Origin of the sequence: Meiothermus cerbereus DSM 11376 (genome assembly GCF_000620065.1) — a bacterium.
GTDB classification, from domain to species: Bacteria; Deinococcota; Deinococci; order Deinococcales; family Thermaceae; genus Meiothermus; species Meiothermus cerbereus.
Window position 1 is genome coordinate 47,255 of the sequence record NZ_JHVI01000011.1, and the last position, 24,354, is coordinate 71,608.

Genomic DNA, 24,354 nt, shown 5'->3' on the forward strand with positions numbered 1-24,354 from the left:
GGCTGGCCCTGGCCTTCCGGTAAACTTATACCAGATTCGGTTAGTTCGTCACCGAACGGTGACGAACTAACCCGACCGAAGGGAGTGCTCTAGGATTCAAAAAGATAGCCTCTTAGCGCTTTTTGTTTGAAGATTATCTTTTTGAATCCGGTATTAGCAGGTATGGCCAGGGATCCTCGCAGGCCAAGCACAGGCGCGCACTGGCTGGCCCTGCCGGTAGTGGTGTTTATGGCCCTGGCTTTGCTGTATCCGCTGGGGCGTATCGTGGCCCTGGGCCTGAGCGAGGGTTTTGCCGCCGCCCTGACCGACCCCTACTACCGCGCCAGGCTGGTCTGGAGTCTGGCCTATGGCCTGGGCTCCTCGCTTTTGTGCATTCTGGTCGCCCTGCCCCTGGCCTATGCCTTCCGCTACCGCTTCCCTGGCAGGGACTTCTGGCTGGCCTTCTCGGTGGTTCCTTTCGTGTTGCCCACCCTGGTGGTGGCGATGGGTTTTTTGAGCCTGGTGGGCCCCCGGGGTCTGCTGGGCCTGAACCTCTACGGCACGCCCTGGATTTTATTCTGGGCCAGCCTGCTCTATAACCTGGGCCTGGTGCTGCGCCCGCTGGTGGCTTTGCTGCCCAAGCTGAGCGGCCCCATGCAGGCCGCCCGCACCCTGGGGGCCAGTTCGGCCAGGGCCTACCTGCGGGTGGGGATACCCCTCCTGGCCCCAGCCCTTTTGTCCGGCGGAAGCCTGGTGTTTTTGTTTAGCTTTACCAGTTTTGGCGTACCCCTGTTGCTGGGTGGGCCAGGGTGGGCCACCCTCGAGGTAGCCACCTACCATGCGCTGGCCCAGCGCCTGGCCTTCCCCGAAGCCAGCGCGCTGGTGCTCATGCAGCTGGTGGTTACTGGGGTGGTGCTGGGGTTTTACCTGCGGCTACAGGCCGGGTGGGCGGTGGGGCTCGAGGGCACAGAAACCCCCCGCCCCCTGGCCAGAGGTCGCGCCCTGGGCCTGGCCTTTGGCGTGGGTGGGTTTTTTGTGCTTCTGTACAGCCCCTTGCTGGGCCTGGTGTGGCGCGCACTGGAGCGCCCCGCGGCCTGGATTTCGGTGTGGCAAAGCCCCGACTTTACCCCAGGCCTCCTGGCGCTGCAAAACACCCTGGCCTTTGCCGGGCTGGCTTTGCTTTTAGTCTTCCCGCTAGGGACGCTGTACGCCTATGCGGTCTGGCGGGGAGCCCGCTGGCTGGATGGGCTGGGCCTGCTGCCCCTGATGGTTTCGCCGGTGGCGGTGGGGCTGGGGTACCTGCTGGTTTACCCCTGGCTCAGGGGCTCCATCTGGCTGCTGATTGCTGCTTACACCCTGCTAAGCTACCCCCTGCTAACCCGCACCCTGCTGCCAGCCCTGCGGGGGCTGCCCCGGGGGGTGCTCGAGGCCGCCCGGGTGCTGGGAGCCCCGCCCTGGCGACGCTTTATACGGGTGGAGTGGCCCCTGGTGCGACCCTCGACCACGGCTGGCCTGGCCCTGGCGCTGGCCGCCATTATGGGCGAGTTTGGGGCCACCCTAACCCTGCAACGCCCGGAGTGGGCTACCCTGTCGCTTGCGGTATACGAACGCCTGGGCCGGCCTGGGGCTACCCCTTTTTACGAGGCGGTGGTGCTGGCGGTGGTGCTTATGGCGCTCTGTACGGCGCTGCTGCTGGGGTTGCAGAAGAGCGCCTGGGCGCGCTAGGCCCGCACCTCCCGCCGCTGGAAGAGCACGTAGGCCAGTGCAAAAAGTAGCAAGGTGAGGGCGATCAGACCGGTAAGCTGAGGCCAGGCCAGCAGGAAGCTCTGCCCTAGGGGGAGGGGTGCCCCCAGCAAGGCCCCCTCGAGCTGGCTGATGAGCACCGGCCCCAGGCTGCGCACCCCCGGGTTCAGCAAGGCCTGGATGGCCTCGGCGTACAGGGTGTTGGGCGAGAGGCGCGAGAAAGCCAGCAAGGCCTCGGTCTGGCGCAGCTCGCTCTGGGGGTCGAAGGGGTCGAAGGGGGCCACGGCCTGGGCCAGAAGCTGGGCGATGATGCCCCAGAACAGGGCGAAAAAAAGCCAGACTGCAATGGCCGCTAGGGCCGAGGTGGCCGCACTGCGAAAGAGTACCGAGGCCACCAGGGCAATCCCCAGCCAGACTCCGGTATAGGCCAGGGTGGCCAGCAAGAAGAGCAAGGCCCGCGCCACCTCCTCGCTGCTGGGTGGTACGCCCAGGAAAATCAGGCCCAGGCCCACCACCAGCAAAAACAAGGCCAGCAGAATCAGGGCTAAGGTGGCCAGTCCCGCTAAAAACTTGCCCCACAGCAGGGCGTCGCGGTAGATGGGCTGGGCCAGGATGCGCGAAAGGGTGTTGCGGCTGTACTCGCCGTTGATGGCGTCGAAACCCAAGGCGATGGCCGCCAAGGGCAGGAAAAAGCTCAAAAAGGCCACGAACGAGGGTAAGGGATCCTGAGCGGCGGTAAACACCCGCAGCAACAGGAAGGGGTCTTCGCTGATGGTCTGGCGCAGGGTCTGGGCCCCGGCATAGATGGCACCCACGGCCGAGAGCAGGATCAGCACCTCCAGGATGCGCATCCGGGTGCTGCTCAGCTGGTCGGCCATCTCCTTGAAGAAGACCGCCCACAGCCCCGTCCAGGGGGAGCCCTCACGCTTGGGCCGGCTCGAGCTAGGCTGCATGGCGCACCTCCTGGAAGTAGCGCGCATACACTTCGTCCAGGCTGGGCCGCTCCAGCAAGAGGCTCTGGAGGGCGGCTCCGGCCTCGAGCACAGCCCGAGCCACCTGGGGCCGGATGTCCTGGCGGGCTTCCAGCCGGAGCCCCTGCGCGTCGGCTTGCACCCGACTTACTTCGGGCAGGGCCTGTAGCTGCTCTGCCAGGCCCTCCAGTGGGGTGGCCTCGAGCCGAATTCGGTAGGCACCCCCTAAAACCCGCTGGGCCAGCTCTTCTACCCGCCCTTCCAGCACCAGTTTTCCCTTATGGAAAAGCCCCACCCGGTCGCAGATGGCCTGCACCTGGTGCAGCAGGTGCGAGGAGAGCAGCACCGTAATCCCCTCGGCCTTCAGGCCCCGAATCATCTGCAAAAACTCCTGCGCCGCCTCGGGGTCCAGGCCCAGGGTGGGCTCGTCCAGGATGACCACCTTGGGCTCTTTTAACAGCACCTCGGCCAGCCCCAACCGCTGGCGCATGCCCCGGGAAAAGGCACTTACCGGGCGCTGGGCCACCTCGGCCAGGCCCATACGCTCCAGCACCTGCTCGATGCGGCGCTGGATCAGGGCTTTGGGCAATCCATTCAGGCGAGCGATGTAGGCCAGGTTCTCCCAGGCCGTCATTTCGCCATAAAAGCCCACCGAGTCGGGCAGGTAGCCCACCTGCCGTTTGAGCGAGAGCGGTTCGCGGGCCGGGTCGAGGCCCAGCACCCGCACGTTGCCTGCGCTGGGCTCGGTAAGGCCTAAGAGCATCAGGATGGTGGTGGTTTTGCCCGAGCCGTTGGGGCCCAGAAGGCCATATACTTCGCCCGCCTCGATGCGCAGCTCGAGGTTATCTACCGCCACCACCTTGCCGTAGCGTTTGGTCAGACCTTGGGTTTCGATGACCATAGGGCCTCCTAGCGCCGCCCAAAGCGCGAGACGGCAAAGCCCACTGCGCCAACTGCTACGGCGATCAAGGCCACCCCGATTAGCCCCCACAGGGTCGAGGTTTGCACCGTCACCCGGTAATCGGCGGAGGCCTGGGCGCTGCCGGCAGAGGCCCGCAGGGTGAGCATGTAGTCGCCCGCCACCGCCCTGGGTGAGGGTTTGATTTTTGCCGTGACCTCCGACTCGGCGCCTGGGGCCAGCTTCTCCAGCTTGTCGGGCTCAAACTTCACCTCCCAGCCCGAAGGCTCGCTGGCCGAAAGCTCGAGGTTTTCCGCGGGTGCGCTGCCAGTGTTTTTAACCACCAGCTTGATGGGGTTCTCCCGGCCCGCATAGGCCCGCCCGGAAAGCCGCCCCTCGGGGGTGGTCAGGCTGAGCTCGACCTGTCCGGTGATGTCCAGGTTGACCACCAGCTCGGCCTTGGTCTCTCCGGCCAGGGCCCGCAGCGTGACGGCATACACCTTGGCCTCCACCTGCCGCGGCGGGGTAACCTGCACCTCGAGGTCCTTGCTCTCGCCAGCCTTCAAGGGCAGGCTGTTGACCTCCTGGCCGCCAAAAGCTGTGCTGAAGCTCACCCGGAAGTTTTCGGGGGCATCGGCCTCGAGGTTGGCCAGCAGATCCTGATCGCTTTCGTTCTTGAGGGTTACGCGGTAGCGGAAGCCAGCGGTTGGGGTGCCCTTGAGCACCGGAAGCTCGGTCTCGAGGGACAGCCGCTTGGGCAAGACCTGGCCCAGCGTGAGTGTAAGGGGTAGCTCGGCCCGCACCCCGCTGCCTTCGGCCAGCAGCCTGAAGCGGTAGGTGCCGGGCCGCACGTTGGGCGGTGGCTCTAACCGCAGGGAAAGGCTCTGCTCCCCGTCGGGCAGCACATAAACCGCACTGACCACCCGGCCCCCACCCAGCAGGCTGGCCTTCCAGCCCTGGGCCAGCTCGGCCACCCGCACCTGTACGGTCTGGGGCGGCAGGTTGTAGCCCTTGAGGGTGATGGGTAGGTTAACGGTTTCGCCCAGCCGCACGCTCTGCGAAGGGTAGGGCGTGTACAGGGCCAGGCCTCGGAACCCCTGGGCCAGGCCCAGGCTCGTCAGCAACAGCAGCATGGCAAGTAGGCGTGGCACGCTTCACCTCCAGACGAAGTTTTTCATCTGTGAATCTAGGCAAGAAAGATGAAATATGCATTAGAGTCATAATGATACTTGACAAAGTAACGCTCAAGTTTTATATTGACATGCTGTAGGGAAGACAATCCAAAAACCCCTACGTAAGGAGGTTTCAGTATGCTGGACATTGTTCGGAACGTACCTGTTCAGACCATGCCTCTGCGGAGCTGGAATCTCTCGAGCGTAAATGATGTCTTTAGTGAGTTTGACCGGCTCTGGAACGAGGTAACGGCTTCTTTTGGCAGCCCATTGCCCACCAGTGCCTATCCCTACGACCTTTACGAAACCGGGGACAGCCTGGTGCTGGAGATGGCGGTGCCGGGCCTGCGTAAGGACGACCTCGAGGTTCGCCTGGAGGGCAATCAACTAACCATTCGCGGCACCTACCCGCAAGCCCAGGGCACCGAGGAACGTCGCTACTGGTCGCGGGGTCTGCCGCGTGGCAGCTTTGTGCAAAGCTTTACCTTGCCCGCCTCGGTAGAGGTAGACAGGATCCAGGCCATCATCACCGATGGTCTTCTGCGTCTGACCCTGCCCAAAGTTGAGCAGGCCCGGGTACGCAAGATTGCCATTACCTCTGCCTAGAGTGCACTATAGTCATTGAGCCCGTTGCTCAAATCTCCTGCGTCTTGCCTCCCGGATGGGAGGCGACGTCTTTTGAAGATTGCTGACCCCACATCCTCGAGCAGCTCCACACATGAGCAGTACGGCACCACCTGCCAACCGGCCTGGTGGAGCCGCTTATTTTTTGGGGTGCAGCAACCCGGCCAGCAGGGTAATCACCAGCGCTAGCCCTGCCACCACCGCAAAAGATGCCCGCAGTGAGGCGGCTTCGGCGATAAGGCCGATGGCGGGTGGCCCGGCCAGAAAGCCCAGGTAGCCCAGCGTAGCCACCGAGGCCAGGGCCACCCCCGGTTGCACCCCCGGTATCCTTCCGGCGGCGCTGAAAACCAGTGGAAAGAGCGTGCAGTAGCCCAGCCCCACCATCACAAAGCCCAGCAGGGCAACCTCGGGGCGGCTGGTCGTGAGGGTTGCAACAAAGCCCAGCGCAGCCAGCAGGCCACCCGAGCGGGCCAGGGCCACCGGCCCAAACCGATAAATGAGGGCATCGCCGCCCAGGCGACCGACCACCATCGCCAGCGAAAACGCCCCAAAGCCCAGCGCGGCCACTGCTTCGCTGGAGCCAACTTCTTGCTTCATGAATACTGCGCTCCAGTCGGCGACTGCGCCTTCGCCCAGGCCGGTGCAAAACACAATTAGCCCCAGGCCTAAAAGCACCCCTCTGGGCCAGACAAAGCGCGGCCCACCCGCAAGCGGTCGAACCTCGAGCAAATGCCGAATTGCCCACAACATCAGCAGCCCCGAGCCCAGGGCCATCCACACAAAAAAAGGCAGCGGGGCCATCCCAATAGCGACAGCCGCCCCCCCTAGCGCTGCGCCTACCAGGCCCCCCAGGCTAAACAGCGCGTGAAAGCTGGACATAATGGGCCGGGTATAACGTTTTTCGGCCTCCACAGCCTGGGCATTCATGGCGATGTCCGTGGCGGCATTGGTAAAGCCAAAGACAAACAGGGCCAGGGCCAGTGTCCAGCCACTGGGGGCCAGGGCCAGCAGGGGCAGCGTGGTGCAGTTTCCCAGGGCAGCCCCTGCGAGTACCGGACGGCTACCCCAGCGGGCAATCAGCCAGCCGGTCAGGGGCATGGCCAGCACCAACCCAATGGGGGCTCCTGCCAGCACTAGGCCCAGCTCGCCGGCGCTAAGGCCCAGGTGCTGCTTGATGGCGGGAATGCGCGAAACCCAGGCGGCCAGCACCAGGCCGCAAATAAAAAAAGTCAGGTAGATGGCGGCCCGGGCCAGGGGTAGGGTATCGGGCTTAGATGGCGTGGTGCTCACCGGCATTCCTTTCGCGTACCAGCGCTGGGTGTGGGTGCTGCTAGCGGTCTTCGCTACCTGCTTTGGCGGCCTTACAGCCTATGGCCCCGCGGTGCGGGTCAGTTTTTCGATGAGGGCGCGATGCTGTGGGAATTGGCGGGCCAGTTCCTCGCGCCGGGCCAGTTCAAAGTCGGCAAAGTCGAAGGCGGGGGCCATGGTGCAGCCCACCAGCGCAAAGGTCTCGGGGGTATCCAAGCTGGCGGCAAACCAGCAACCGGCAGGAACCACAGCCTGGAAGCAGTGCCCCTGGCTGGGATCGGGGCCCAGGCGCAGGCGCGAGAGCGCTCCTTGCGGCGATATAAGCCACAGGCTGAGGGAGGCGCCGGTGTAAAAATGCCAGACTTCGTCGCTTTGCAGCCGGTGAAAGGCCGAGAAGTCGGGGTGTTCCAGCAAAAAGTAGATGGCGCTGGAAAAAGGCCGCTGGCCGCTGTAGCGCGGAGGCAGGTGAGGATGTGCAATGGACTCGGGGGAGAGGTAGGTCTGGCGGTAGAAGCCACCCTCGAGGTGCGGCGCTAGCCCCAGGTGTTCCACCCAGAATTTGGCCTCAGACATGAGCAACCTCCTGCGCTGCGGGGCATGTTTCGAGGGTTGTGCTGCCGAGTTTTAGCGGCGGCGCCTGCCGCGCAACAAGCGGCCCGAGTCGGGCCAGATTCCATCGGCGATGAGGTGCAGCCATTGCGAGGCATAATACCCCAGCACCAGCGCCCAGAGGATTTCCTGGGAGGGTGCTTTGAGCTGGGCTTGCAGGTTGATGTTTAGCCCCAGATAGCTCGAGATGGCCGTGAACAGCCAGTACACCACCACGCCCATTGCGCCCAGATACAGAATCCGGGTCAGGGGGCCCACCACCCAGGTATGTGAGAGCCCCCGGTGGGCAAACATCCAGCCGTAGGGCACCCAGAACCAGCCCAGCCAGCCCCAGCGCCCTTTGGCCCGTACCTGTTGCTCGGCCAGATCCAGGTCGGGGGTGATGAGAAAAGTGCCCAGCAAATAACTGCCCATAAAGGCTACCAGGGTGGGCTGGGAAACCTCGAGGTCTTGCTGGTAAACCCAGTAGGCGGCGGTTGCCAGCCCCAGCGCGCTTAGGTTAATGGCTTCGTGAACGCGACCCGACGGCACGCCTGTAGTTTACGGGCCAGGGCTTATGGGAGGGGTTGCTGGTAACCAATTTCGGATCCGCCCGGTCAGGCCGCAGCAGCGGGGCTGGGCGGGGTGTCAATTTTGCCTCAATCAGAACCAATGGGGTGCTTGCGGGCAAAAAACAAAAAAATCTGCAACAAGCCCGGGCCCAACTTCTTCAAAAAGCGCTGTTTTGGACGGAATTTGAATCTAAATCAGGGCCTGCGGGGGTTCCCATCTCATCTATGGGCCTTTGTTTTCTGGTACACTTTGTAGCCGTGACCGTGGAGGCTCGGACTGCCCCCAAACGCGAAGCGATCCTCGAGGCAACCATCCGAGTTTTAAGGAATCGGGGGTTGTCGGGCCTAAAAGTCGAGGAAGTAGCCAGGGAAGCCGAAGTCGGCAAAGGCACGGTTTATCTTTATTTCCGGGATAAACAAGACCTGCTGAAGGCGTTGGTGGAACACCATACTTTCTCCTACTACCAAAAAGTAGAGGAAGAGGTGAACCGGGATGGCTCTTTCCGCGAACGTCTGGCCGAGGTGCTGCGGCTTCGCGTGGCCTGGGTTGAGGAGTGGCGCGGTTTGTGGGCAGCAGTGGCCCGGGAGGCCCAGCCCGAGGACACCACCGGGTGGCTTAGGGGCATGCACGAGCACTACCAGCGCTTGCTGGAAAAGCTTGTACAGGAAGGCAAGGCCAGGGGTGAGGTGCGGCTCGAGCTCGACACCTGCCTGACTGCCGCCAGCATTGCCGCCCTGGCCTGTAACCCGCAGCTCGAGTTTCCACGGGAAGCCTACCTCGAGCACCTGCTCGAGGTGTTACTGAAAGGAGTGGCGTTGTGAGCGAATACCGTCCAGGAGACAAGGTTGTTTTGCCGCCGTATGGTGTAGGTGTGGTGGCGGGGATCGCCCAGCGTTCGATTGCTGGTTCAGACAAATCCTATTATCAGGTGGACTTCCCCGGAACCCGCTCGAAGGCCTACGTGCCCGTAGAAGCACCGCAGACCACCCGTTTGCGTCGGGCCTTGTCGCCGGATCAGGTGGGCGAGATCCTGGCTCTGCTGCAGGAAGGCCGCCTGCCCTTGCCGCGCCAGTGGGCTGCCCGCCATCGCAAGACCACCGAGATTCTGGCCGATGGAGACCCCTTCCGTATTGCAACCCTGGCCGGTCAGCTGCGGGCCTGGGAGTTCGAGAAGGGCCTCCCCGATCTCGACCGCCAGGCCCTGCGCCGGGCCATGCACCTTTTGGCTGAAGAAATTTCCCAGGTGCTTGAAATTACCCTCGAGGAGGCCCGCAAGCTCTTCGAAGAGTCGGTGGGCGAGAGCCTCAACTGAAATCATCGCAATATCTTTAGCTGCCGGTAGGGCTTTTGGGCCCTACCGGTTTTTTTGTGAAGTACCGGCGCGGTGCCTGCCGTGCTCACGCACCGAATTTTTGCAGCTTGCCCGCGTGCGCCAGAAGCAAGGGCATCAGCTCCACCCCGCGCAGGTGGCCCAGGCTGCCTTTAGCGGCCTCGTCTTCGGTGAAGCGTTGGGCCGGGTCGTTGCGCAGCAATGGGGCGTGCAGCAAGAGCGGTACCGGATGCCAGGAGTGGGCTTTCATCCGGCTGGGGGTGGAGTGGTCGCCGGTGATGGCCAGCACATCGGGCTTCAGGGCCAGCAGTTGCGGCAGCAGGTGGTCAAAAAGCTCTATTTTGTGTACTTTCTCGCCGAAGTTGCCATCCTCGCCGGTGGAGTCGGTCTTTTTGAAGTGCAGGTAGAAGAAATCGAAGCGCTCCCAGTTTTGCTCTAGGGCTTTCACCTTGCCCTCCGGGGCGTCTTCCACCCCCTCCACCGGCAGCACCTCCATGCCCACCAGGCTGGCCAGCCCTTTGTACATAGGGTAGCTGGCAATGCAGGCCGGTGTGAGGTGGTACACCTCAGACATCAAGGGAAAGCGGGGGCGCTCGGAGATGCCCCGGAACAAAGCGCCATTAATCTGGGGCTCGTCGGCCAGCACCTCGCGGATGCGCTCGGACAGCCGGTTGAGCACCTGGGCAGTGCGCTGGCTCTTGTGGTCGCTTTTGTCTTTGGGCTCGGCCTGTAAGGGAGGCACCCCGGTTTTCTGGGGGTCGGTGTCGGTCACCTGCTCGCCCAGCCCCTCCCCCCGCAAAATCACCACAAAGCGGTGCTCGCTTTCGGTATAGAAACGCACCTGCACGCCCTCGATCTCCTGGATGGCAGCTTTTAGCTTGCCCACCACCCGCACATTCTCGGCATCGCTGGGGCGGCCTGCCCGGCGGTCTGCTACCCGGCCCTGGGCGTCCAGGGTGGCAAAGTTGCCGCGCACCCCCACGTCGCCGTCTTGGAAGTCGGCCCCAATCCCGATGGCCGAGAGCGCCCCGCGCCCCACCAGGTACTGGAAGGGGTTGTAGCCAAAGAGCGAAAGGTGGCCGGGGCCGGAGCCAGGGGCCAGGCCGGGGTAGACCGGGGTCAAGAGCCCCAAGGCACTCTTCCCGGCTAGGGCATCGAGGTTGGGGGTGTGGGCCGCAGCCAGCTCGGTGGGGCCGCCCTGTTCCAGGGGCAGCCCGCCCACACCGTCCAGAACGACCAGCAGGATTTTGGAAGGAGTTTTTTGCACCAACTCGGCGATGATGGGAAGCATGTCCATGCGCCTATTCTACCGATACATTCCATTGGTACCGCCGTGGGCATGCGCCACATTATCTGGTGACAAAATAACCAGGTCTGGCATAACGGGTGTTCCCTGAGCCTGTCGAAGGGAGCATCATGTGATGGATGCCCGTGGGGTCAGCCGTCTGCAGAACGGTAGCTGCGACATTGGGGCAGTGGAACGCCAGCCTTAGAAACCTGCTTCCGTCCCCCTGCGCTCCCAGGAAGCGCAGTTTTTTGTGGGTTCAAACCGAAAGGGTTTTCGTGGCCGGTCGAACAAGCCAGGCGATGTGTTGCCAGCTAGTAATAGATGGGGGGCCGGCTCGACATCCACTCCTCGGGCAGCAGGCTGTACATGTAGAAGTCCCAGGGCTCCCCGCGAATCCAGCGCCAGCGGCGCAAAAGCCCCTCGCGCTGGAAGCCCAGCTTTTCCAGCGCCCGCTGCGAGCGGGGGTTGTGCACATGCACAATGGCCTGAATACGGCGCAGATCCCAGGGCCCAAAAGCAAAATCGAACAGCACCACCTTGGCCTCGGTGTTGAGGCCGGTTCCCCAGTAGGGCCGCCCCAGCCAGGTCTCGGTCTCGCCTAGCTTGTTGGGCCAGTCCAGGTGCAGCCCAATCACGCCCGCTGGGCTGCCCCCGACCTCGATGATGAAAAAACCCTCCTTGGTCTGCAAATGCTCCAGGTACTGGTAGGTTTCGCCCAGGTGCTGGTGGGGGTTCCAGTACACAAAGGGGGCCAGCTCAGGGTCGGACATCAGAGCAAACAGGGCCTCGGCGTCCTCTGGGCGTGGGGGGCGGAGTAGCAGGCGGGGGCCGCGCAGTTCCATGTGCTTTTAGCATAGAGCACTCTTCATAATCATTGAGCCCCCTACCAACTTGATGGCTATGCTCTGCACAGCACAGTGGCCTCCCGGATGGGAGGCCACGTCTGTGAAGGGTGCGATACGAAAAAAGACCCGCCGAAGCGGGTCTTCTGTTGCAGGTTGCTGGTTTTACGGACGGGCCAGGGTGATTACAGGCGAGGTCCAGCTTTCCCAGTGGGCCGGGTTGTTCTCGTTGCCCAGGGCCTTGAGGGCACGAATGCGCACCACATAGCTGCCATTGGGCACGGTCTTGAACAGCGAGTTGTCGCCGTTGCCGTTGTCCATGTTGCTGTGGATGCGGGTGCCATCCCAGGCGAAGGCGAAGAAGCCTGTGGCGGTGGAGTTGCGCCCGACGTACTCGAGGTCCACAAACTTGTTGAAGACCGGGTGCACGGGGCGGTTGTTGGAGGCGTTCAGCACCTCAAACTGCAGCTTGGCCACAGGGTGATCCAGGTGAACCAGGAAGTAGGGGATGTCGCCGCCTTGCAGGGTAAAGGTGCTGGCGCCGGTCTGGCGGACGTAGTTGGTGCCCACCAGGCGGGCCAGCCAGGGGAAGCCGAACGTTGTGGGCGCAAGGGCCTGGATGCCCTGGTAATCGCCCTTGAAGCCTGCGTAGGGCACCCGGGCTACCGTTGCACCTTCGCTGTTGCGTACCACCACGTACCCGCCAAACTGGGCCAGGTTGGCCAGACCGGTGTTGGGGGTAATGGTCACGTTCACGCTGGCCGAGCTTCCCGGGGCTACCGTGACGCTGGGGCTGCTGAAGGACACCAGGGAGGGTGCGTTGAAGTAGCTCACGGTGAAGGTGCCCGTAGTGGCAGGGGCAGCCACATGGCTGAAGGTGTAGGTTTCGCTGTCGTTGCCCAGGTTGCGGATGGTAAGCGTGCGGGTGACCGAGCCGCTTTCGACCTCGCCCAGCGACAGCTTGCCGGGGGTGACGCGGGTGGTGCTGTTGATGGCGTCCACAATCTGCACCATGCCCGCCCCCTGACGGTGCACGATGTCCAGCAGACCGGTGGTTGGAGCTACAGAAAGACGCTTGGGGTCGGAGGTGTTTTGCAGGATGGTGCGCATCTCCGAGGCCGGGGTGCCGGGCTTGGCCTGGAGGTAAAGGGCCACCACACCGGCCACGTGCGGGCTCGACATCGAGGTGCCGCTCAGGGTCGCAAAGGCTCCCTTCTCCAGCGGATAGGTGGAGTAGATCAGACCGCCGGGGGCGCCCAGGTCGGGCTTGAGGGTCAGGTCGGGCGAAAGGCCGATGGAGCTGAAGCTGCTAATCAGGTTGCCGGTGGGGTTGGGGAAGGAGCCCGACTGGTTGGTCCAGGTGAGCGTGACCGGGCCGGTGGCCAGGCGGTTGTTGATCAGCACGCCTTCGGTATCGGAGATGGCAACCACCGGAATGGTGATGGCAGGGGTGCCAGCTACTGTTGGCGAGAAGCGTCCAGGTGCGTTGTTGTATAGCACCACGGCGGCAGCTCCGGCCTGCTGCGCGTTGAAGGCTTTTTGATAGAAGGTGCAGCCGCCGCGCCGGATCAGCGCTGCCTGGCCTGCCAGGCTGCCCGCAGGCAGTGGGTTGCAGGCATCGCTGGTTGCGGCGGGGGTGCCGGTGCGGGCCATGGGGAGGCTGCCAGAGGTGGGCGGTGTGGGCGCTCCGGTGGCTGGCCCGTAGCCGATGGCCTGGTTATCGGGGGAGATGGTAAAGAAGTTCAGGAAGACCGCCACATTGTCGTAGGAGGCCACCCCGATCACGTCTTCACCCACGCCCGGCGCACCCAGCGAGTAAGCACCGTTGGCTCCGCTGTTGCCAGCCGAGGCCACCACCACCACGCCCTTCTTGACCAGGCGGTTGGAAACCACCGCGGTGGGGTACTGGGGCCACTGGAAGGCAGCGCCCAGGCTCATGTTCACCACATCCATGCCGTCTTTGTAGGCTTTTTCCAGGGCCGCGATGATCACATCGGCGCTGGACGAGCCCTCACAGCCAAACACCCGGTAGGCGCCCAGGGTAACCTCGGGGGCTACGCCCTTAACCGTACCGTTGGCACCGGTGATTCCGGCCACGTGGGTGCCGTGCCCGTTGCAGTCGTCGCCGCCGGGGCGGGTGCCGGGGCCGGGTTGGGGGATGGGGGTGCTGTTGTTGGGGTCGGCTGCGTTGTAGGCATCGCCCACGAAGTCGAAGCCGTAGCGGATGCGCCCGGCAAAGTCGGGGTGCTCGAGGTCAATGCCGGTGTCGATGATGCCGACCTTGACACCCCGCCCGTTCAGGCCCAGGGTATTCTGTGCGATGTTGACCTGGGTCTGGGTGATGGCGGTGAACATGTCGGTCTCGCTGCCCCCGTCTACGGGCTGCGGCGCACTGACGGTGAGCACCGGCCAGACTGCCTTCACGCCGGGAATACCCCGCAGCTTGGCGGCCTCGCTGGCGCTGGCCTCTACCGAGAGGCCGTTCCAGAGTTCGCTATACTCGAAGCGCTCGCGGAACTTCACACCATTGGCCTGGGCCAGGGCGCGGAAGTTGTCTTTGTCGGCCTTGACCGAGGCATCGCTGCCCCCTTCGATTTTGGGCCTACCCGAGAGCTCCACCAGCCAGGCGGTGGGGGTCTCGTCCACCATCTCGGCTGCGCCAGTGTTCAGGGCGCTTACACTGGTGGCGATCTCCTGCACAGGCTCAAACTGGGGCTGTACACGCTGGGGGCCGGAACAAGCAGCTAAAAAAGCAGCCAATCCGATCCCTACAATCATCAATCTACGCACGTAGACCTCCTTGGGATATTTATCTAGACCTGATGCGGTCAGGGGCTATCAAACTGCAAGACAACTTTTTGTGTCAAGCCTGCTGCGTACTTTGTAGCGGTCAAGAACGTTATTCTTTCTGTTAAATGGACGTTACCGGCAAGTAATTTTTTGTTAATTTCTTTCGCGACCGCCTTGTTCTGTGCGGAGCTCAGCACAAATTCGCTGGTCTTTGACTTGAACAGGTATCATGTCACGGTATGGCGAAGGACAAAGGCCTCATTCCGCAATCGCAGGATTTCAACGAGTGGTACAACGAAGTGGTGCTAAAAGCCGACCTGGTGGACTACGGCCCGGTGCGGGGCACCATGGTGGTAAAACCCTATGGCTATGCCATCTGGGAGAACATCCAGCGCGAACTGGATCGGATGTTCAAGGAAACCGGCCACCAGAACACCTACTTCCCCCTCTTCATTCCCATCAGCTTTTTGCAAAAGGAAGCCGAGCACGTAGAGGGCTTTGCCCCGGAGCTGGCCATCGTGACCCAGGCCGGCGGCGAAACCCTGGAAGAGCCCCTGGCGGTGCGCCCTACCTCCGAGACCATCATCGGGTATATGTGGGCCAAGTGGATTCGCACCTACCGCGACCTGCCCCAGCTTTTAAACCAGTGGAACAGCGTGGTGCGCTGGGAGCTGCGCACCAAGCTCTTCTTGCGTACCACCGAGTTCTTGTGGCAGGAGGGCCACACCGCCCACGCCACCCAGGAAGAGGCCGAGGAGGAAGCCCGCCGGATGGCGGGGGTGTATGCCACGGTGCTGCGCGAGTGGTGCGCCATTCCTGGCTGGGAAGGCCCCAAGACCGAGTCGGAGAAGTTTGCCGGGGCGGTGTATTCCATCAGCTACGAGGCCATGATGAAGGACGGTAAGGCCTTGCAGTCGTGCACCTCGCACTACCTGGGCCAGAACTTTGCCAGGGCCTTCGACATTCAGTTCCAGGACAAGGATCAGCAGAACAAGTATGTGCACACCACCTCCTGGGGCTTTACCACCCGGGTGGTGGGGGCCATCGTGATGACCCACGGCGACGACAAAGGCCTGATTCTGCCGCCCCGCTTGGCCCCCATCCAGGTGGTGATGGTGCCGATCTACAAGGCCGAGACCCGCGAGCTGGTGCTGCCCGCCGCCGAAAGTCTCTACCGGGAGCTAAAGGCCGCTGGAATACGGGTACACCTCGACGACCGCGACCAGTACAGCCCTGGCTACAAGTTCAACGAGTGGGAGCTGAAGGGGGTGCCGCTGCGCCTCGAGCTGGGGCCGCGCGATGTGGAGGCCGGAACCGCGGTGCTGGCCAGCCGCCTGGGGGGCAAGGAAACCGTGCAGCTTTCCGAGCTGCTGGGCTTGATACCGGCAAAACTCGAGCAGTTCCAGCACGAGCTGTACCGGCGGGCTTTGCAGTTCCGCGATGCCCACACCTGGGAAGTGGACAGCTACGACGAGTTCAAAGAAAAGGTGGAGCAGGGCTTCGTGAAGGCCTTCCACTGCGGCGAAAAGGACTGCGAAAAACAGATCAAGGCCGAGACCACCGCCACCACCCGCTGCATCCCCTACGACGAGCTCGAGGCTCACGGAAGCTGCATCCGCTGTGGTAAGCCCAGCGCTTATGGCAAGCGGATTCTATTCGCCAAGGCCTACTAAGCGATGCCAAAGTCCAGGGGACAACCGCCCAAGGCCAAGCGCCCAGCCTCCAAAGCCAGCCAGGGCGCAAAGCCAACGGCCCAAGGTCGGGATAAGCCACAGGGAGGGCCGGGCCTGCCCCGCGAATCTTTGAAAGCCAAAAAGGCACGGGCCGCACGGGTGCTGGCCGTGATGGAAGCGCTCTATCCCCAGGCCGCCACCGAGCTAGAGCACCGCAACCCCTTTGAGCTGCTGATTGCGACTGTGCTCTCGGCCCAGGCCACCGACGCCTCGGTGAACCGGGCCACACCGGCTCTTTTTGCGCGCTACCCCGACGCTTTGGCCCTGGCCCAGGCCAGCCCTGAAGAGGTCGAGCCGTACATCAAAACCATCGGCCTGTACCGCTCCAAGGCCAAGAATATCGTTTTGCTGGCCCGCCGACTGGTCGAGCAGCACGGCGGGCAGGTGCCCTTAGACAAGGCCAGCCTACGCGAGCTGCCGGGGGTGGGCTGGAAAACCGCCACCGTGGTGCTGGGGGCGGCCTTCGGGGTGCCGGGCATTGCGGTGGATACCCACCTGACCCGGCTGGCTCGGCGGCTGGGGTTGTCGGAGCAAAAAGACCCCGAGAAGATTGGGAAAGACCTCGAGCGCCTATTCCCCAAAGACAAATGGATTTTTGTTCACCACGCGCTGATTTTGTTTGGCCGCTACCGCTGCACGGCCCGCAAGCCCCAGTGCGAGGGCTGCCCACTTGGGGCCGAGTGCTTGAGTAAGGGTGCTTGGTAAGGGTCAGTCCTCCCAGCGCTGAATACGCTGGGGTAGCCTGCGCCAGCGGCCCCGGTGCAACCGGGCCTGAAGTCGCCGCCACCCATAGGCCAAAGCGCCGACCATACCGGCTCCTATGGCCAGCACCCACAAGGTGGTGATGAGCCAGAACACCAAAAACAGCCCCACCGTTCCGGCCAGTACCAGCAAAAGCACCCCAACCGGGCCCCGCGGTAGATTGAAATAGAACTGTCTCACACACTCCAGGGTAGGGCAAAAGCCATGAGGCAAATGATGAGAGTGTTGCAATTGGGTAGGATAACGAATGGCTGTGTGATTTTTGGCCTTACATTCCCCTGGGGTGGCCTATAATGCGCCTTGTATGCCGGGCTCCGACAGCCTACCCATGGTGTTTGCAGCGGCCTTGACCGACCCAGGCCGCAAGCGGGCCCTCAACGAAGATGCGGTTGCCCAGGTCGTAACCCCCTATGGCGGCATATTTATAGTGGCCGACGGCATGGGGGGCCACCGTACCGGCGAGGTGGCCTCGCAGATGGCCGTGGGACAGATTGTCGAAGTGCTCAAACGCAGTGAACCCTCGCCCCAGGGCTTGCTGGAAGCCTATGAGGCTGCCAACGAGGCCATTTATCAGGCCGGACAAAAGCCCGAGTCGCGGGGAATGGGCACTACCTGCACGGCCCTTTGGCTCGACCTGCCTTATGCCCTGATTGCCCATGTGGGGGACTCGAGGGCCTACCTGCTGCGTGATGGCGAGCTCATACAACTGACCCAGGATCACTCCTGGGTGGCCGACCGGGTGCGCCAGGGCCTGTTAAGTGAGGAGGAGGCCCGCAATCACCGTTGGCGCAACGTGATCACCAATGCCCTGGGCTCTTTCCCCAGCGCAAGGGTGGATCTGGTGGGGCTAAAGGTGCGCCCTGGCGATGTTTTCTTGCTCTGCTCCGACGGCCTGAGTGGGGTGCTGGAAGACCGGGTGCTCTCCGAGATGATCCTGACCAACCCCCCCGAACCGGCGGTGGCCAAACTCATCAAGCTGGCCAACGACTGGGGCGGGCCCGACAACATCAGCGCGGTGGTGGTGACCATTGGCAGTCAGGTGGCCGAGAACCCCAAACCCTATGCCCTGCCGCTGGAGGCCAGCAACGGCCAGCCGGTGCGCCTGCAAAGTGGAAACGACCCCGAGGTGCTCACCACCCAGATTGTCGAACCGGAAAAGAAACTCACCTTCTGGCAGCGCTGGGGCAGCGTGATTCTGTTGTTGTTGTGGTTTGGCCTGCTGGGGTTTGTATTGTTTAATCAGCTTGGCCGCTCAAATACCTAAGGGACATCTTTCCACTCCTGGCTTCCTACAATGCAGCCCGGGGGTGGCTATGTCTATTCAATGGAGCAGCCAGTACGAAGTGGGTGACCCTCGAACCGATAGCCAGCACAAGAACCTTTTTGACTACGTCAACCGAATAGAGAAACTCATCGAACAAGGTAAAGCCAGACAGTTAGACCGCCAGGAAGTGGAGCATTTGTTCGTATTTCTGGATGCTTATGTGAATACCCATTTTGCCTACGAAGAGCTGTGCATGGCCTTGCGCGGCTGCAAAGTGGCGCAAAAGAACAAGGAAGCCCATAACAAGTTTTTAGAGTTCTGGGCCGATTTCAACCGTACCCACACGCCCCAAAGCATTTCCGTTGCCGCTTTGGAAACCCTGCATAGCATGCTGACTGGCTGGCTTACCCAGCACATCTGCAAAATTGACGTGGCCTTGCGAAACGCCACCTAATACGACCGCTGCAACACCTGAAGTCCCTGGCCCTCGAGCCAGCCCACCAGCCATTCCACCGCCGCCTTGACACCAACCGTGCTCAAGGGCGCGCCAAAACGGCTCACGCCCACGTACAGGCCGTGGGTGCTGGGGCGGGCCTCCAGCAGCAGATCCTGAATAAGGTCTTCTTCCTCGAGGTGGGTGTGGAAGTAGTAGCCGCCTTCCGGGCCAAGGGTGCGGGTGGCCTCGAGCAGCACCGCCGTACCGCCCTCGAAGCGAACCACGGTTTTCTCGAAGCTTTTGAGTTCGGGTAGCGTACCAGACAGTAGGGCATGGGGCATGGGATACCTCGCAAGGGGGGGCCAGGGGGTGGGGTCTTCGGAAACTTTACGAAATACGGCGTGGTAGAACCAGCGACCCTGTTCTTTCCACTTGAGCGCGTACTTGGTGGTGAGGTGGTGCTCCGGGGGTGGGGGGGTCTCGACTTCAAATAGCCCGCTGGCCAGGCCCTCGGCCTGAGCAAACTTCCAGTACTCCTCGTGGTCGGTGGTGAGTAAGAGCGCACCTCCCGTGGCTAGCCGGGTGGACAGGCGGCGGAAGAAGTTCCGCTGCAACAAGCGGTTTTCCTGGTGCTTGGACTTGGGCCAGGGGTCGGGGAAGTTCACGTAGACCTGGTGCAGGCTTTTAGGGGCCACCAGGTTGCGCAGGGCAAAGCCTGCTGCGCCGTGGTAGACCCGCACATTGGTTATGCCCTCGCGCCGAAAGCGCTTGAGGGCCCGTGCCACCGAGCCTGCTGAGATCTCTACCCCCAGAATTCGCCAGTCGGGGTACAGGCGGGCTACCTGGGCTGTAAACCGCCCATCACCAAAGCCTATCTCGAGTACCTGCGGTGCCTCAGGTAGGGGAAATTCAGTTTCGCCCAGACGAATTAACACAAGGGGCCATTATACCCGATGCCCGGTAAGTCTGGGATATTTGCCTTTGCATTGGGATGATAGACTTAAAACAGCTATGGACGTGGGCCTCGAGCAAGCCTTTGCCAAGGTGCGGGCCTTTCTGGAGGGCGACTTCGAGCATCCAGGCCTGACCCTCTACGACTTACAGAATCTGGTGGGCTACAACAGCCGGGTTAAAACCGACGGCCCGCTTTCTTACACCATGCCCCCCGAGCCGGCCTTGAGTGGGGTGGCGGCGGTGCGCCTGTACTACTACCCCAAAGACCCCGAGGTCAACCTGATTGTCGAAATAGAAGACAAGGCCCGCAAGCGCCACCTGCGGCACTTTAAATGGAACGGCATCTCCTGGACGGCTTCCCGTGGTCTAAAGGCCGACCTGACCGCTACCCGCGAGACGCTGCCTTCCATCGAGGAGGTGGGGGGAGACTTCTTTTTGGGCTATGCTCCCGAAGAGGCCAAGGAACTGGCCGAGGCCATTCGGCGTGGGGAGGCTGCCGGGGCCAAGTATATGCTCTGCACCCGCGACAACACCCGCATCTTTTATGCCCCTACCAGCTCGCCCCCCGCGGTTCCCTGTCCGCGCTGTGGCAACGCCAACATGATTTTCAAGACCCTCACGCTGGCCAGCCCGGAAGACCGGATCGAGGCTATTTTGCGTGAGCAACGGGCTTTGCGCACGGCGCTGGAAGACCTGCTGTTGTACTTGAAGCGCAAACTGGGGCCATAATCGGCTGCTTGCCGGGGCCATGCTCAGGCGGTTTTTGAAATACTCAGAAACCCTATCACACACAGTCTTGTCGCTGTTTTTATTTGTCATTTGATAAAAGTTTTTTATACGCTGTAAAAAACATACTTCCTTACGATTGGCCGGCCCAGAATCTGCTGTAATGTAAGGCTGATGACAAATAACGACCGCCAAAAGCCGAATGTCCGGGGCCATCTGACCACGCGCCCTCGGCTACTGGCCCAAAGGAGCACCCATGGTTGAAGACCGCGAACTGATTGCCGCCCGCGCCAGCCTATCTGCCGAAGAGCAGATCAAGCTGGAAGACCTCGAGAACCAGGAGTGGCGCGAGAGCTTGGAGTATGTTCTGCGCACCGCCGGGCGCGACCGGGTGGCGCAGCTCATGGAGATGCTCGAGAACTACGCCTACCGCAACGGGGTGGTCATCCACGACAAGGTCAACACGCCTTACGTGAATACCATTTCCCTGGAGCACCAGCCCCCTTACCCGGGCGACCTCGAGCTCGAACAGCGCATCGCCAACATCCTGCGCTGGAACACCATCGCCATCGTGCAGCAGGCCAACAAAAAGGCCGATGGCATCGGGGGGCATATCGCCACCTATGCCAGCATTGCCGAGCTGATGGAGATGGGCTTCAACCACTTTTTCCGCGGGGCCGACTCCCCCGACCGCGACCTGGTCTTCTACCAGGGGCATATGTCGCCGGGGGTGTATGCCCGCAGCTATCTGGAGGGCCGCCTGAGCGAGGACGACCTAGGCAAGTTCCGGCGCGAGCTTTTGGGCGGGCCGGGGCGGGGCCTTTCCAGCTATCCCCATCCCTGGCTGATGCCCGACTACTGGGAGTTCCCCACCGTCAGCATGGGGCTGGGGCCGCTGCAGGCCATCTATCAGGCCCGCTTCATGCGCTACCTGGAAGACCGGGGCCTCAAACCCAAGAGCAATGCCAAGGTCTGGGCCTTTCTGGGTGACGGCGAGCAGGACGAGGTGGAAACCCTAGGGGCTTTGCGGGTTGCGGCCAGCGAAGAACTCGACAACCTGGTTTTTGTGATCAACGCCAACCTGCAGCGCCTGGATGGGCCGGTGCGGGGCAACTCCAAGGTGATCCAGGAGCTCGAGAGTGTCTACCGGGGCAATGGCTGGAACGTGATCAAGGTGGTCTGGGGCAGTGCCTGGGACGAGCTTTTTGCCAAAGACACCGAAGGGGTGCTGCTCGAGCGCATGGAGCAGCTGGTAGACGGCGAGAGCCAGCGCTACGCGGCCTATGGCGGAAAGGAGCTGCGCGAGAAGTTCTTCAACACCCCGGCCCTCAAAAAGCTGATCGAGGGCATGAGCGATGAAGACCTTGACCGATTGAGCCTTTCCCGTGGGGGCCACGACAACCGCAAAATCTACGCGGCCTTCAAGGCCGCCGCCGAGCACAAGGGTGCCCCCACCGTCATCATCGCCCGCACCGTAAAGGGCTACTGCCTGGGCCCCACCGCCCAGGCCAAGAACGTGGCCCACCAGGTCAAGAAGCTTACCCTAGAAGACCTGAAGGAAGCGCGGGATCACCTGGGCATTCCCATCCCCGACGAAGACCTGGAGAAAACCCCCTTCTACCACCCCGGCAAGGACTCGCCGGAGGTGCGCTACATGCTCGAGCGCCGCAAAGCCCTGGGCGGCCTGATCCCCGAGCGGCGGGTGCGCGAGTACCGCATCAAGACCCCCGACCTGGCTTTCTTTGACGAGTTCCTGGCGGGTTCGGGCGAACGTGAAATCTCCACCACCATGGCCTTCGTGCGGATGCTGACCAAGCTGGTGCGCCACCCCGAGGTGGGCAAGTACATCGTGCCCATCGTGCCCGACGAGGCCCGCACCTTTGGTATGGAAGGTGTGATTAGCTCGGTGGGCATCTACTCGCCCAAGGGCCAGCTTTACACGCCTGTGGATGCCGGAACCGTGACGGTCTACCGCGAGTCCGAGACCGGGCAGCTTCTGCAAGAAGGCATCAACGAGGCCGGGGCCATGAGTAGCTTTATTGCTGCCGGAACGGCCTATGCCCACTATGGCATTCCCACCATTCCCTTCTACATTTACTACTCGATGTTCGGCCTCCAGCGGGTGGGCGACCTGGTCTGGGCCGCAGGCGACCAGCGCACCAAGGGCTTTTTGCTGGGAGCCACCGCAGGCCGCACCACCCTCAACGGCGAGGGCTTGCAGCACCAGGACGGCCATTCCCATGTGCTGGCCCTGCCGGTGCCCAACATGCCTGCCTACGACCCGGCCTTTGCCTACGAGCTGGCGGTTATCCTGCAGGACGGAATGAAGCGCATGTACCAGGATGGCGAGGACATCTTCTACTACATCACCCTGATGAACGAGAACTACCTCCAGCCCGCCATGCCTGAGCCGCGCGAGGAAACCCGCCAGGGTATTTTGCGGGGCCTGTACCTCTTCAAAAAGAGCGAGCTTAAAAAGCCCAAGGCCCGGGTGCAGCTACTGGGTAGTGGAACCATTCTGAACGAGGTCATCAAGGCGGCACAGCTGCTCGAGGCCTACAACATCGCCGCCGATGTCTGGAGCGCAACCAGCTACAAGGCCCTCTACTACGATGCCATCGAGGCTGCCCGCTACAACCGCCTCAACCCCGGCAGCAAGGCCCGGCTGCCCTACGTGGCCCAGTGCCTGAACCCCACCGAAGGCCCCATCGTGGCGGCTTCCGACTACATGAAGGCCCTGCCTTCCCTGGTCTCGGGCTTCCTGAACCGCCCCATTCACAGCCTGGGCACCGACGGTTTTGGCCGCTCCGAGACCCGCGAGGCCCTGCGCGATTTCTTCGAAGTAGACGCCAGGCACGTGATGGTGGCGGCGCTTTCGGCTTTGCGGAGCGAGGGGAAGGTTAACGTCAACACCATCCACGAAGCCATCAAGACACTGGGCATTGATCCTAAGCGGGAAGCACCGCACAAACGCTAAAAAATAGCTGATAGCCTGTAGTCTTTAGCTATCGGCTATCAGCGCGACCAACGGGAGCAATCATGGCAGAACTAAAACTACCCGATTTAGGCGACAATGTTTCCTCCGCTGTGGTGGTGGGGGTCTTGATCAAGGAAGGCGATAGCATTACGGCAGGGCAGCCGGTGCTGGAATTGGAAACCGATAAAGCGGTGATGGAGGCGCCAGCTTCCGAGGGGGGAACAGTTTCTAAGGTGCTGGTAAAGCCAGGCGACGAGGTGAAAAGCGGACAGGTAATTGCCGTGCTGGGTGAAGCGGCTGAACCGGCGGCAGAAAACAAGCCAGCGCCCACGCCCCCTCCAACGCCCGCCCCAGCGCCTGTTTCTCCACAGCCTTCCAGTACGCCGGCCCCCCAGCGCAGCGTGGCCCCCTTGCCCAGCGCGCCGGTAGGCCAGCGTAGGCTGATTCCGGCTGCCCCCAGCGTGCGCAGGCTGGCCAGGGAGCTGGGCATCAACCTTTTAGAGGTGGTGGGCAGTGGCCCGGCCTACCGCATCTCCGAAAACGACCTCAGGCGCTTTGCTTTGGGAGAAGCACCTGCAGCCGTAGCCGCTCAACCCCCCAGCGCGCCAGCGCCCACCCTGCCCGACTTCAGCAGGTTTGGGCCGGTGCGCCGCGAGGCCATGTCGGGCATTCGCCGGGCCACCGTGCGCAGCATGGCCCAGGCTTGGAGCACCATCCCGATGGTGACCCAGTTCGACAAGGCCGACATCACCGAGATGGAGGCGCTGCGTAAACGCATCAACCCCAGGGCCGAAAAGCGGGGAGCCAAGGTCACCATGACCGCCATCCTGCTCAAGATTGCCGCTGCGGCCCTCAAGCAGTTTCCCAAGTTCAACGCCTCGATAGATACCGCCACCAACGAAGTTATTTACAAGGAGTACATCCACATTGGCGTGGCCGTAGACACCCCCACCGGCTTGCTGGTGCCGGTGGTGCGCGACGTGGATAAGAAAGGGGTTATTGCACTGGCCGCAGAACTGGGTGAGATAGCGGCCAAAGCCCGCGACCGCAAGCTAACCCCGGAAGAAATGCAGGGGGCTTCCTTCACCATCTCCAACCTGGGCGGCATTGGCGGCACCGGCTTTACGCCCATTGTCAACTGGCCCGAAGTAGCCATTATGGGCGTCTCGCGTAGCAGCATTGAGCCTTTATGGAACGCCGAAAAAGCCACCTTCGAACCCAGAAACGTTATGCCCTTTTCGCTCTCCTACGACCACCGTCTGATTGACGGTGCCGATGCGGCCCGTTTCTGCCGGTTTGTGGCCGAGATGCTGGAAGACCCTTTCTTGCTGGGGTTTGAAGGCTAGAGCCCTCTTCACAATCATCAAAAGGGCTGCCTCAAAGCGAAGACCACGGG

23 protein-coding genes are annotated in these 24,354 nt (G+C 62.4%); 12 read left to right on the forward strand and 11 right to left on the reverse strand.

Annotation, left to right across the window (positions count from 1 at the left end):
* Positions 1 to 162: 162 nt before the first annotated feature.
* Complete coding sequence (locus tag Q355_RS0104840) at positions 163 to 1,704, forward strand: ABC transporter permease (RefSeq protein WP_051529318.1); 1,542 nt, start codon at positions 163 to 165, stop codon at positions 1,702 to 1,704.
* On the opposite strand, the gene Q355_RS0104845 is transcribed toward Q355_RS0104840, so the two are convergent.
* From Q355_RS0104845 to Q355_RS0104855, 3 genes are read right to left on the reverse strand one after another with little or no spacing between them, the layout of a single operon-like run.
* On the reverse strand, positions 1,701 to 2,675 hold the full coding sequence (locus tag Q355_RS0104845; RefSeq protein ID WP_027876757.1) for an ABC transporter permease: 975 nt from the start codon (positions 2,673 to 2,675) through the stop codon (positions 1,701 to 1,703). The two genes, Q355_RS0104840 and Q355_RS0104845, sit on opposite strands and share 4 nt — an antisense overlap.
* Entirely contained in the window at positions 2,665 to 3,594 is a 930-nt protein-coding gene (locus Q355_RS0104850; protein WP_027876758.1) for an ABC transporter ATP-binding protein, read from the reverse strand. The genes Q355_RS0104845 and Q355_RS0104850 overlap by 11 nt, the downstream gene beginning before the upstream one ends.
* A gap of 8 nt (positions 3,595 to 3,602) precedes the next feature.
* Positions 3,603 to 4,724 carry a COG1470 family protein gene (locus Q355_RS0104855; RefSeq protein WP_036258709.1) on the reverse strand — a complete coding sequence of 374 codons (1,122 nt, stop codon included), beginning with the start codon at positions 4,722 to 4,724 and terminating at the stop codon, positions 3,603 to 3,605.
* A 177-nt stretch (positions 4,725 to 4,901) separates the two neighbouring features.
* Here Q355_RS0104855 and Q355_RS0104860 point away from each other — a divergent pair, with 177 nt between their 5' ends.
* On the forward strand, positions 4,902 to 5,369 hold the full coding sequence (locus Q355_RS0104860; protein ID WP_027876760.1) for an Hsp20/alpha crystallin family protein: 468 nt from the start codon (positions 4,902 to 4,904) through the stop codon (positions 5,367 to 5,369).
* Between the two features lie 156 nt (positions 5,370 to 5,525).
* On the opposite strand, the gene Q355_RS0104865 is transcribed toward Q355_RS0104860, so the two are convergent.
* From Q355_RS0104865 to Q355_RS0104875, 3 genes are all read right to left on the reverse strand, one after another.
* Positions 5,526 to 6,677 carry an MFS transporter gene (locus Q355_RS0104865; protein ID WP_245597490.1) on the reverse strand — a complete coding sequence of 384 codons (1,152 nt, stop codon included), beginning with the start codon at positions 6,675 to 6,677 and terminating at the stop codon, positions 5,526 to 5,528.
* 78 nt (positions 6,678 to 6,755) lie between these two features.
* Positions 6,756 to 7,268: a cupin domain-containing protein gene (locus tag Q355_RS0104870; RefSeq protein ID WP_027876762.1), complete on the reverse strand. Its 513-nt coding sequence runs from the start codon at positions 7,266 to 7,268 to the stop codon at positions 6,756 to 6,758.
* 51 nt (positions 7,269 to 7,319) lie between these two features.
* The gene (locus tag Q355_RS0104875; RefSeq protein WP_027876763.1) at positions 7,320 to 7,835 is read right to left on the reverse strand and encodes a metal-binding protein; all 516 of its coding nucleotides are present in this window, start codon (positions 7,833 to 7,835) and stop codon (positions 7,320 to 7,322) included.
* 245 nt (positions 7,836 to 8,080) lie between these two features.
* Here Q355_RS0104875 and Q355_RS0104880 point away from each other — a divergent pair, with 245 nt between their 5' ends.
* Positions 8,081 to 8,677, forward strand: coding sequence for a TetR/AcrR family transcriptional regulator (locus tag Q355_RS0104880; protein ID WP_051529310.1), 597 nt, complete (start codon positions 8,081 to 8,083; stop codon positions 8,675 to 8,677).
* A complete protein-coding gene (locus Q355_RS0104885) occupies positions 8,674 to 9,168 on the forward strand; it encodes a CarD family transcriptional regulator (RefSeq protein ID WP_027876765.1) in 495 nt (164 codons plus the stop codon). The genes Q355_RS0104880 and Q355_RS0104885 overlap by 4 nt, the downstream gene beginning before the upstream one ends.
* A gap of 85 nt (positions 9,169 to 9,253) precedes the next feature.
* On the opposite strand, the gene Q355_RS0104890 is transcribed toward Q355_RS0104885, so the two are convergent.
* Positions 9,254 to 10,483: a 2,3-bisphosphoglycerate-independent phosphoglycerate mutase gene (locus Q355_RS0104890; RefSeq protein ID WP_027876766.1), complete on the reverse strand. Its 1,230-nt coding sequence runs from the start codon at positions 10,481 to 10,483 to the stop codon at positions 9,254 to 9,256.
* Positions 10,484 to 10,607: 124 nt separating this feature from the next.
* On the opposite strand from Q355_RS0104890, the gene Q355_RS17290 reads away from it, so the two are divergent.
* Positions 10,608 to 10,679, forward strand: a complete 72-nt coding sequence (locus Q355_RS17290) for a choice-of-anchor Q domain-containing protein (protein WP_416338668.1) — start codon at positions 10,608 to 10,610, stop codon at positions 10,677 to 10,679.
* 106 nt (positions 10,680 to 10,785) lie between these two features.
* Here Q355_RS17290 and Q355_RS0104895 read toward each other — a convergent pair whose 3' ends face one another.
* Positions 10,786 to 11,316: a GNAT family N-acetyltransferase gene (locus Q355_RS0104895; RefSeq protein ID WP_027876767.1), complete on the reverse strand. Its 531-nt coding sequence runs from the start codon at positions 11,314 to 11,316 to the stop codon at positions 10,786 to 10,788.
* A gap of 165 nt (positions 11,317 to 11,481) precedes the next feature.
* A complete protein-coding gene (locus Q355_RS17215; protein ID WP_027876768.1) occupies positions 11,482 to 14,106 on the reverse strand; it encodes a S8 family serine peptidase in 2,625 nt (874 codons plus the stop codon).
* Positions 14,107 to 14,345: 239 nt separating this feature from the next.
* Here Q355_RS17215 and proS point away from each other — a divergent pair, with 239 nt between their 5' ends.
* A complete protein-coding gene (proS, locus tag Q355_RS0104905) occupies positions 14,346 to 15,779 on the forward strand; it encodes a proline--tRNA ligase (protein ID WP_027876769.1) in 1,434 nt (477 codons plus the stop codon).
* A gap of 129 nt (positions 15,780 to 15,908) precedes the next feature.
* The gene (gene nth / locus Q355_RS0104910; protein ID WP_027876770.1) at positions 15,909 to 16,544 is read left to right on the forward strand and encodes an endonuclease III; all 636 of its coding nucleotides are present in this window, start codon (positions 15,909 to 15,911) and stop codon (positions 16,542 to 16,544) included.
* Between the two features lie 3 nt (positions 16,545 to 16,547).
* On the opposite strand, the gene Q355_RS0104915 is transcribed toward nth, so the two are convergent.
* On the reverse strand, positions 16,548 to 16,781 hold the full coding sequence (locus tag Q355_RS0104915) for a hypothetical protein (protein WP_027876771.1): 234 nt from the start codon (positions 16,779 to 16,781) through the stop codon (positions 16,548 to 16,550).
* Positions 16,782 to 16,905: 124 nt separating this feature from the next.
* On the opposite strand from Q355_RS0104915, the gene Q355_RS0104920 reads away from it, so the two are divergent.
* Both Q355_RS0104920 and Q355_RS0104925 read left to right on the forward strand, forming a co-directional pair.
* On the forward strand, positions 16,906 to 17,865 hold the full coding sequence (locus Q355_RS0104920) for a Stp1/IreP family PP2C-type Ser/Thr phosphatase (protein ID WP_027876772.1): 960 nt from the start codon (positions 16,906 to 16,908) through the stop codon (positions 17,863 to 17,865).
* 49 nt (positions 17,866 to 17,914) lie between these two features.
* Complete coding sequence (locus tag Q355_RS0104925) at positions 17,915 to 18,319, forward strand: bacteriohemerythrin (RefSeq protein WP_027876773.1); 405 nt, start codon at positions 17,915 to 17,917, stop codon at positions 18,317 to 18,319.
* Here Q355_RS0104925 and trmB read toward each other — a convergent pair.
* Positions 18,316 to 19,236, reverse strand: coding sequence for a tRNA (guanine(46)-N(7))-methyltransferase TrmB (gene trmB, locus Q355_RS0104930; RefSeq protein ID WP_027876774.1), 921 nt, complete (start codon positions 19,234 to 19,236; stop codon positions 18,316 to 18,318). The two genes, Q355_RS0104925 and trmB, sit on opposite strands and share 4 nt — an antisense overlap.
* Positions 19,237 to 19,312: 76 nt before the next feature.
* Here trmB and Q355_RS0104935 point away from each other — a divergent pair, with 76 nt between their 5' ends.
* From Q355_RS0104935 to Q355_RS0104945, 3 genes are all read left to right on the forward strand, one after another.
* The gene (locus Q355_RS0104935) at positions 19,313 to 19,984 is read left to right on the forward strand and encodes a hypothetical protein (protein WP_027876775.1); all 672 of its coding nucleotides are present in this window, start codon (positions 19,313 to 19,315) and stop codon (positions 19,982 to 19,984) included.
* A gap of 253 nt (positions 19,985 to 20,237) precedes the next feature.
* A complete protein-coding gene (aceE, locus tag Q355_RS0104940; RefSeq protein WP_027876776.1) occupies positions 20,238 to 22,958 on the forward strand; it encodes a pyruvate dehydrogenase (acetyl-transferring), homodimeric type in 2,721 nt (906 codons plus the stop codon).
* 62 nt (positions 22,959 to 23,020) lie between these two features.
* The gene (locus Q355_RS0104945) at positions 23,021 to 24,304 is read left to right on the forward strand and encodes a 2-oxo acid dehydrogenase subunit E2 (RefSeq protein WP_027876777.1); all 1,284 of its coding nucleotides are present in this window, start codon (positions 23,021 to 23,023) and stop codon (positions 24,302 to 24,304) included.
* Positions 24,305 to 24,354: the final 50 nt, after the last annotated feature.

Excerpts from the sequence above, each read along its gene's own strand:
- Q355_RS0104855 (WP_036258709.1), bottom strand. The coding sequence starts at position 4,724 with ATGCTGCTGTTGCTGACGAGCCTGGGCCTGGCCCAGGGGTTCCGAGGC.
- aceE (WP_027876776.1), top strand. The coding sequence starts at position 20,238 with ATGGTTGAAGACCGCGAACTGATTGCCGCCCGCGCCAGCCTATCTGCC.
- Q355_RS0104920 (WP_027876772.1), top strand. The coding sequence starts at position 16,906 with ATGCCGGGCTCCGACAGCCTACCCATGGTGTTTGCAGCGGCCTTGACC.
- Q355_RS0104880 (WP_051529310.1), top strand. The coding sequence starts at position 8,081 with ATGGGCCTTTGTTTTCTGGTACACTTTGTAGCCGTGACCGTGGAGGCT.
- proS (WP_027876769.1), top strand. The coding sequence starts at position 14,346 with ATGGCGAAGGACAAAGGCCTCATTCCGCAATCGCAGGATTTCAACGAG.
- Q355_RS0104870 (WP_027876762.1), bottom strand. The coding sequence starts at position 7,268 with ATGTCTGAGGCCAAATTCTGGGTGGAACACCTGGGGCTAGCGCCGCAC.
- Q355_RS0104860 (WP_027876760.1), top strand. The coding sequence starts at position 4,902 with ATGCTGGACATTGTTCGGAACGTACCTGTTCAGACCATGCCTCTGCGG.
- Q355_RS0104895 (WP_027876767.1), bottom strand. The coding sequence starts at position 11,316 with ATGGAACTGCGCGGCCCCCGCCTGCTACTCCGCCCCCCACGCCCAGAG.
- Q355_RS0104925 (WP_027876773.1), top strand. The coding sequence starts at position 17,915 with ATGTCTATTCAATGGAGCAGCCAGTACGAAGTGGGTGACCCTCGAACC.
- Q355_RS0104890 (WP_027876766.1), bottom strand. The coding sequence starts at position 10,483 with ATGGACATGCTTCCCATCATCGCCGAGTTGGTGCAAAAAACTCCTTCC.
- Q355_RS0104840 (WP_051529318.1), top strand. The coding sequence starts at position 163 with ATGGCCAGGGATCCTCGCAGGCCAAGCACAGGCGCGCACTGGCTGGCC.
- Q355_RS0104935 (WP_027876775.1), top strand. The coding sequence starts at position 19,313 with ATGGACGTGGGCCTCGAGCAAGCCTTTGCCAAGGTGCGGGCCTTTCTG.
- Q355_RS0104945 (WP_027876777.1), top strand. The coding sequence starts at position 23,021 with ATGGCAGAACTAAAACTACCCGATTTAGGCGACAATGTTTCCTCCGCT.
- Q355_RS0104845 (WP_027876757.1), bottom strand. The coding sequence starts at position 2,675 with ATGCAGCCTAGCTCGAGCCGGCCCAAGCGTGAGGGCTCCCCCTGGACG.
- Q355_RS0104850 (WP_027876758.1), bottom strand. The coding sequence starts at position 3,594 with ATGGTCATCGAAACCCAAGGTCTGACCAAACGCTACGGCAAGGTGGTG.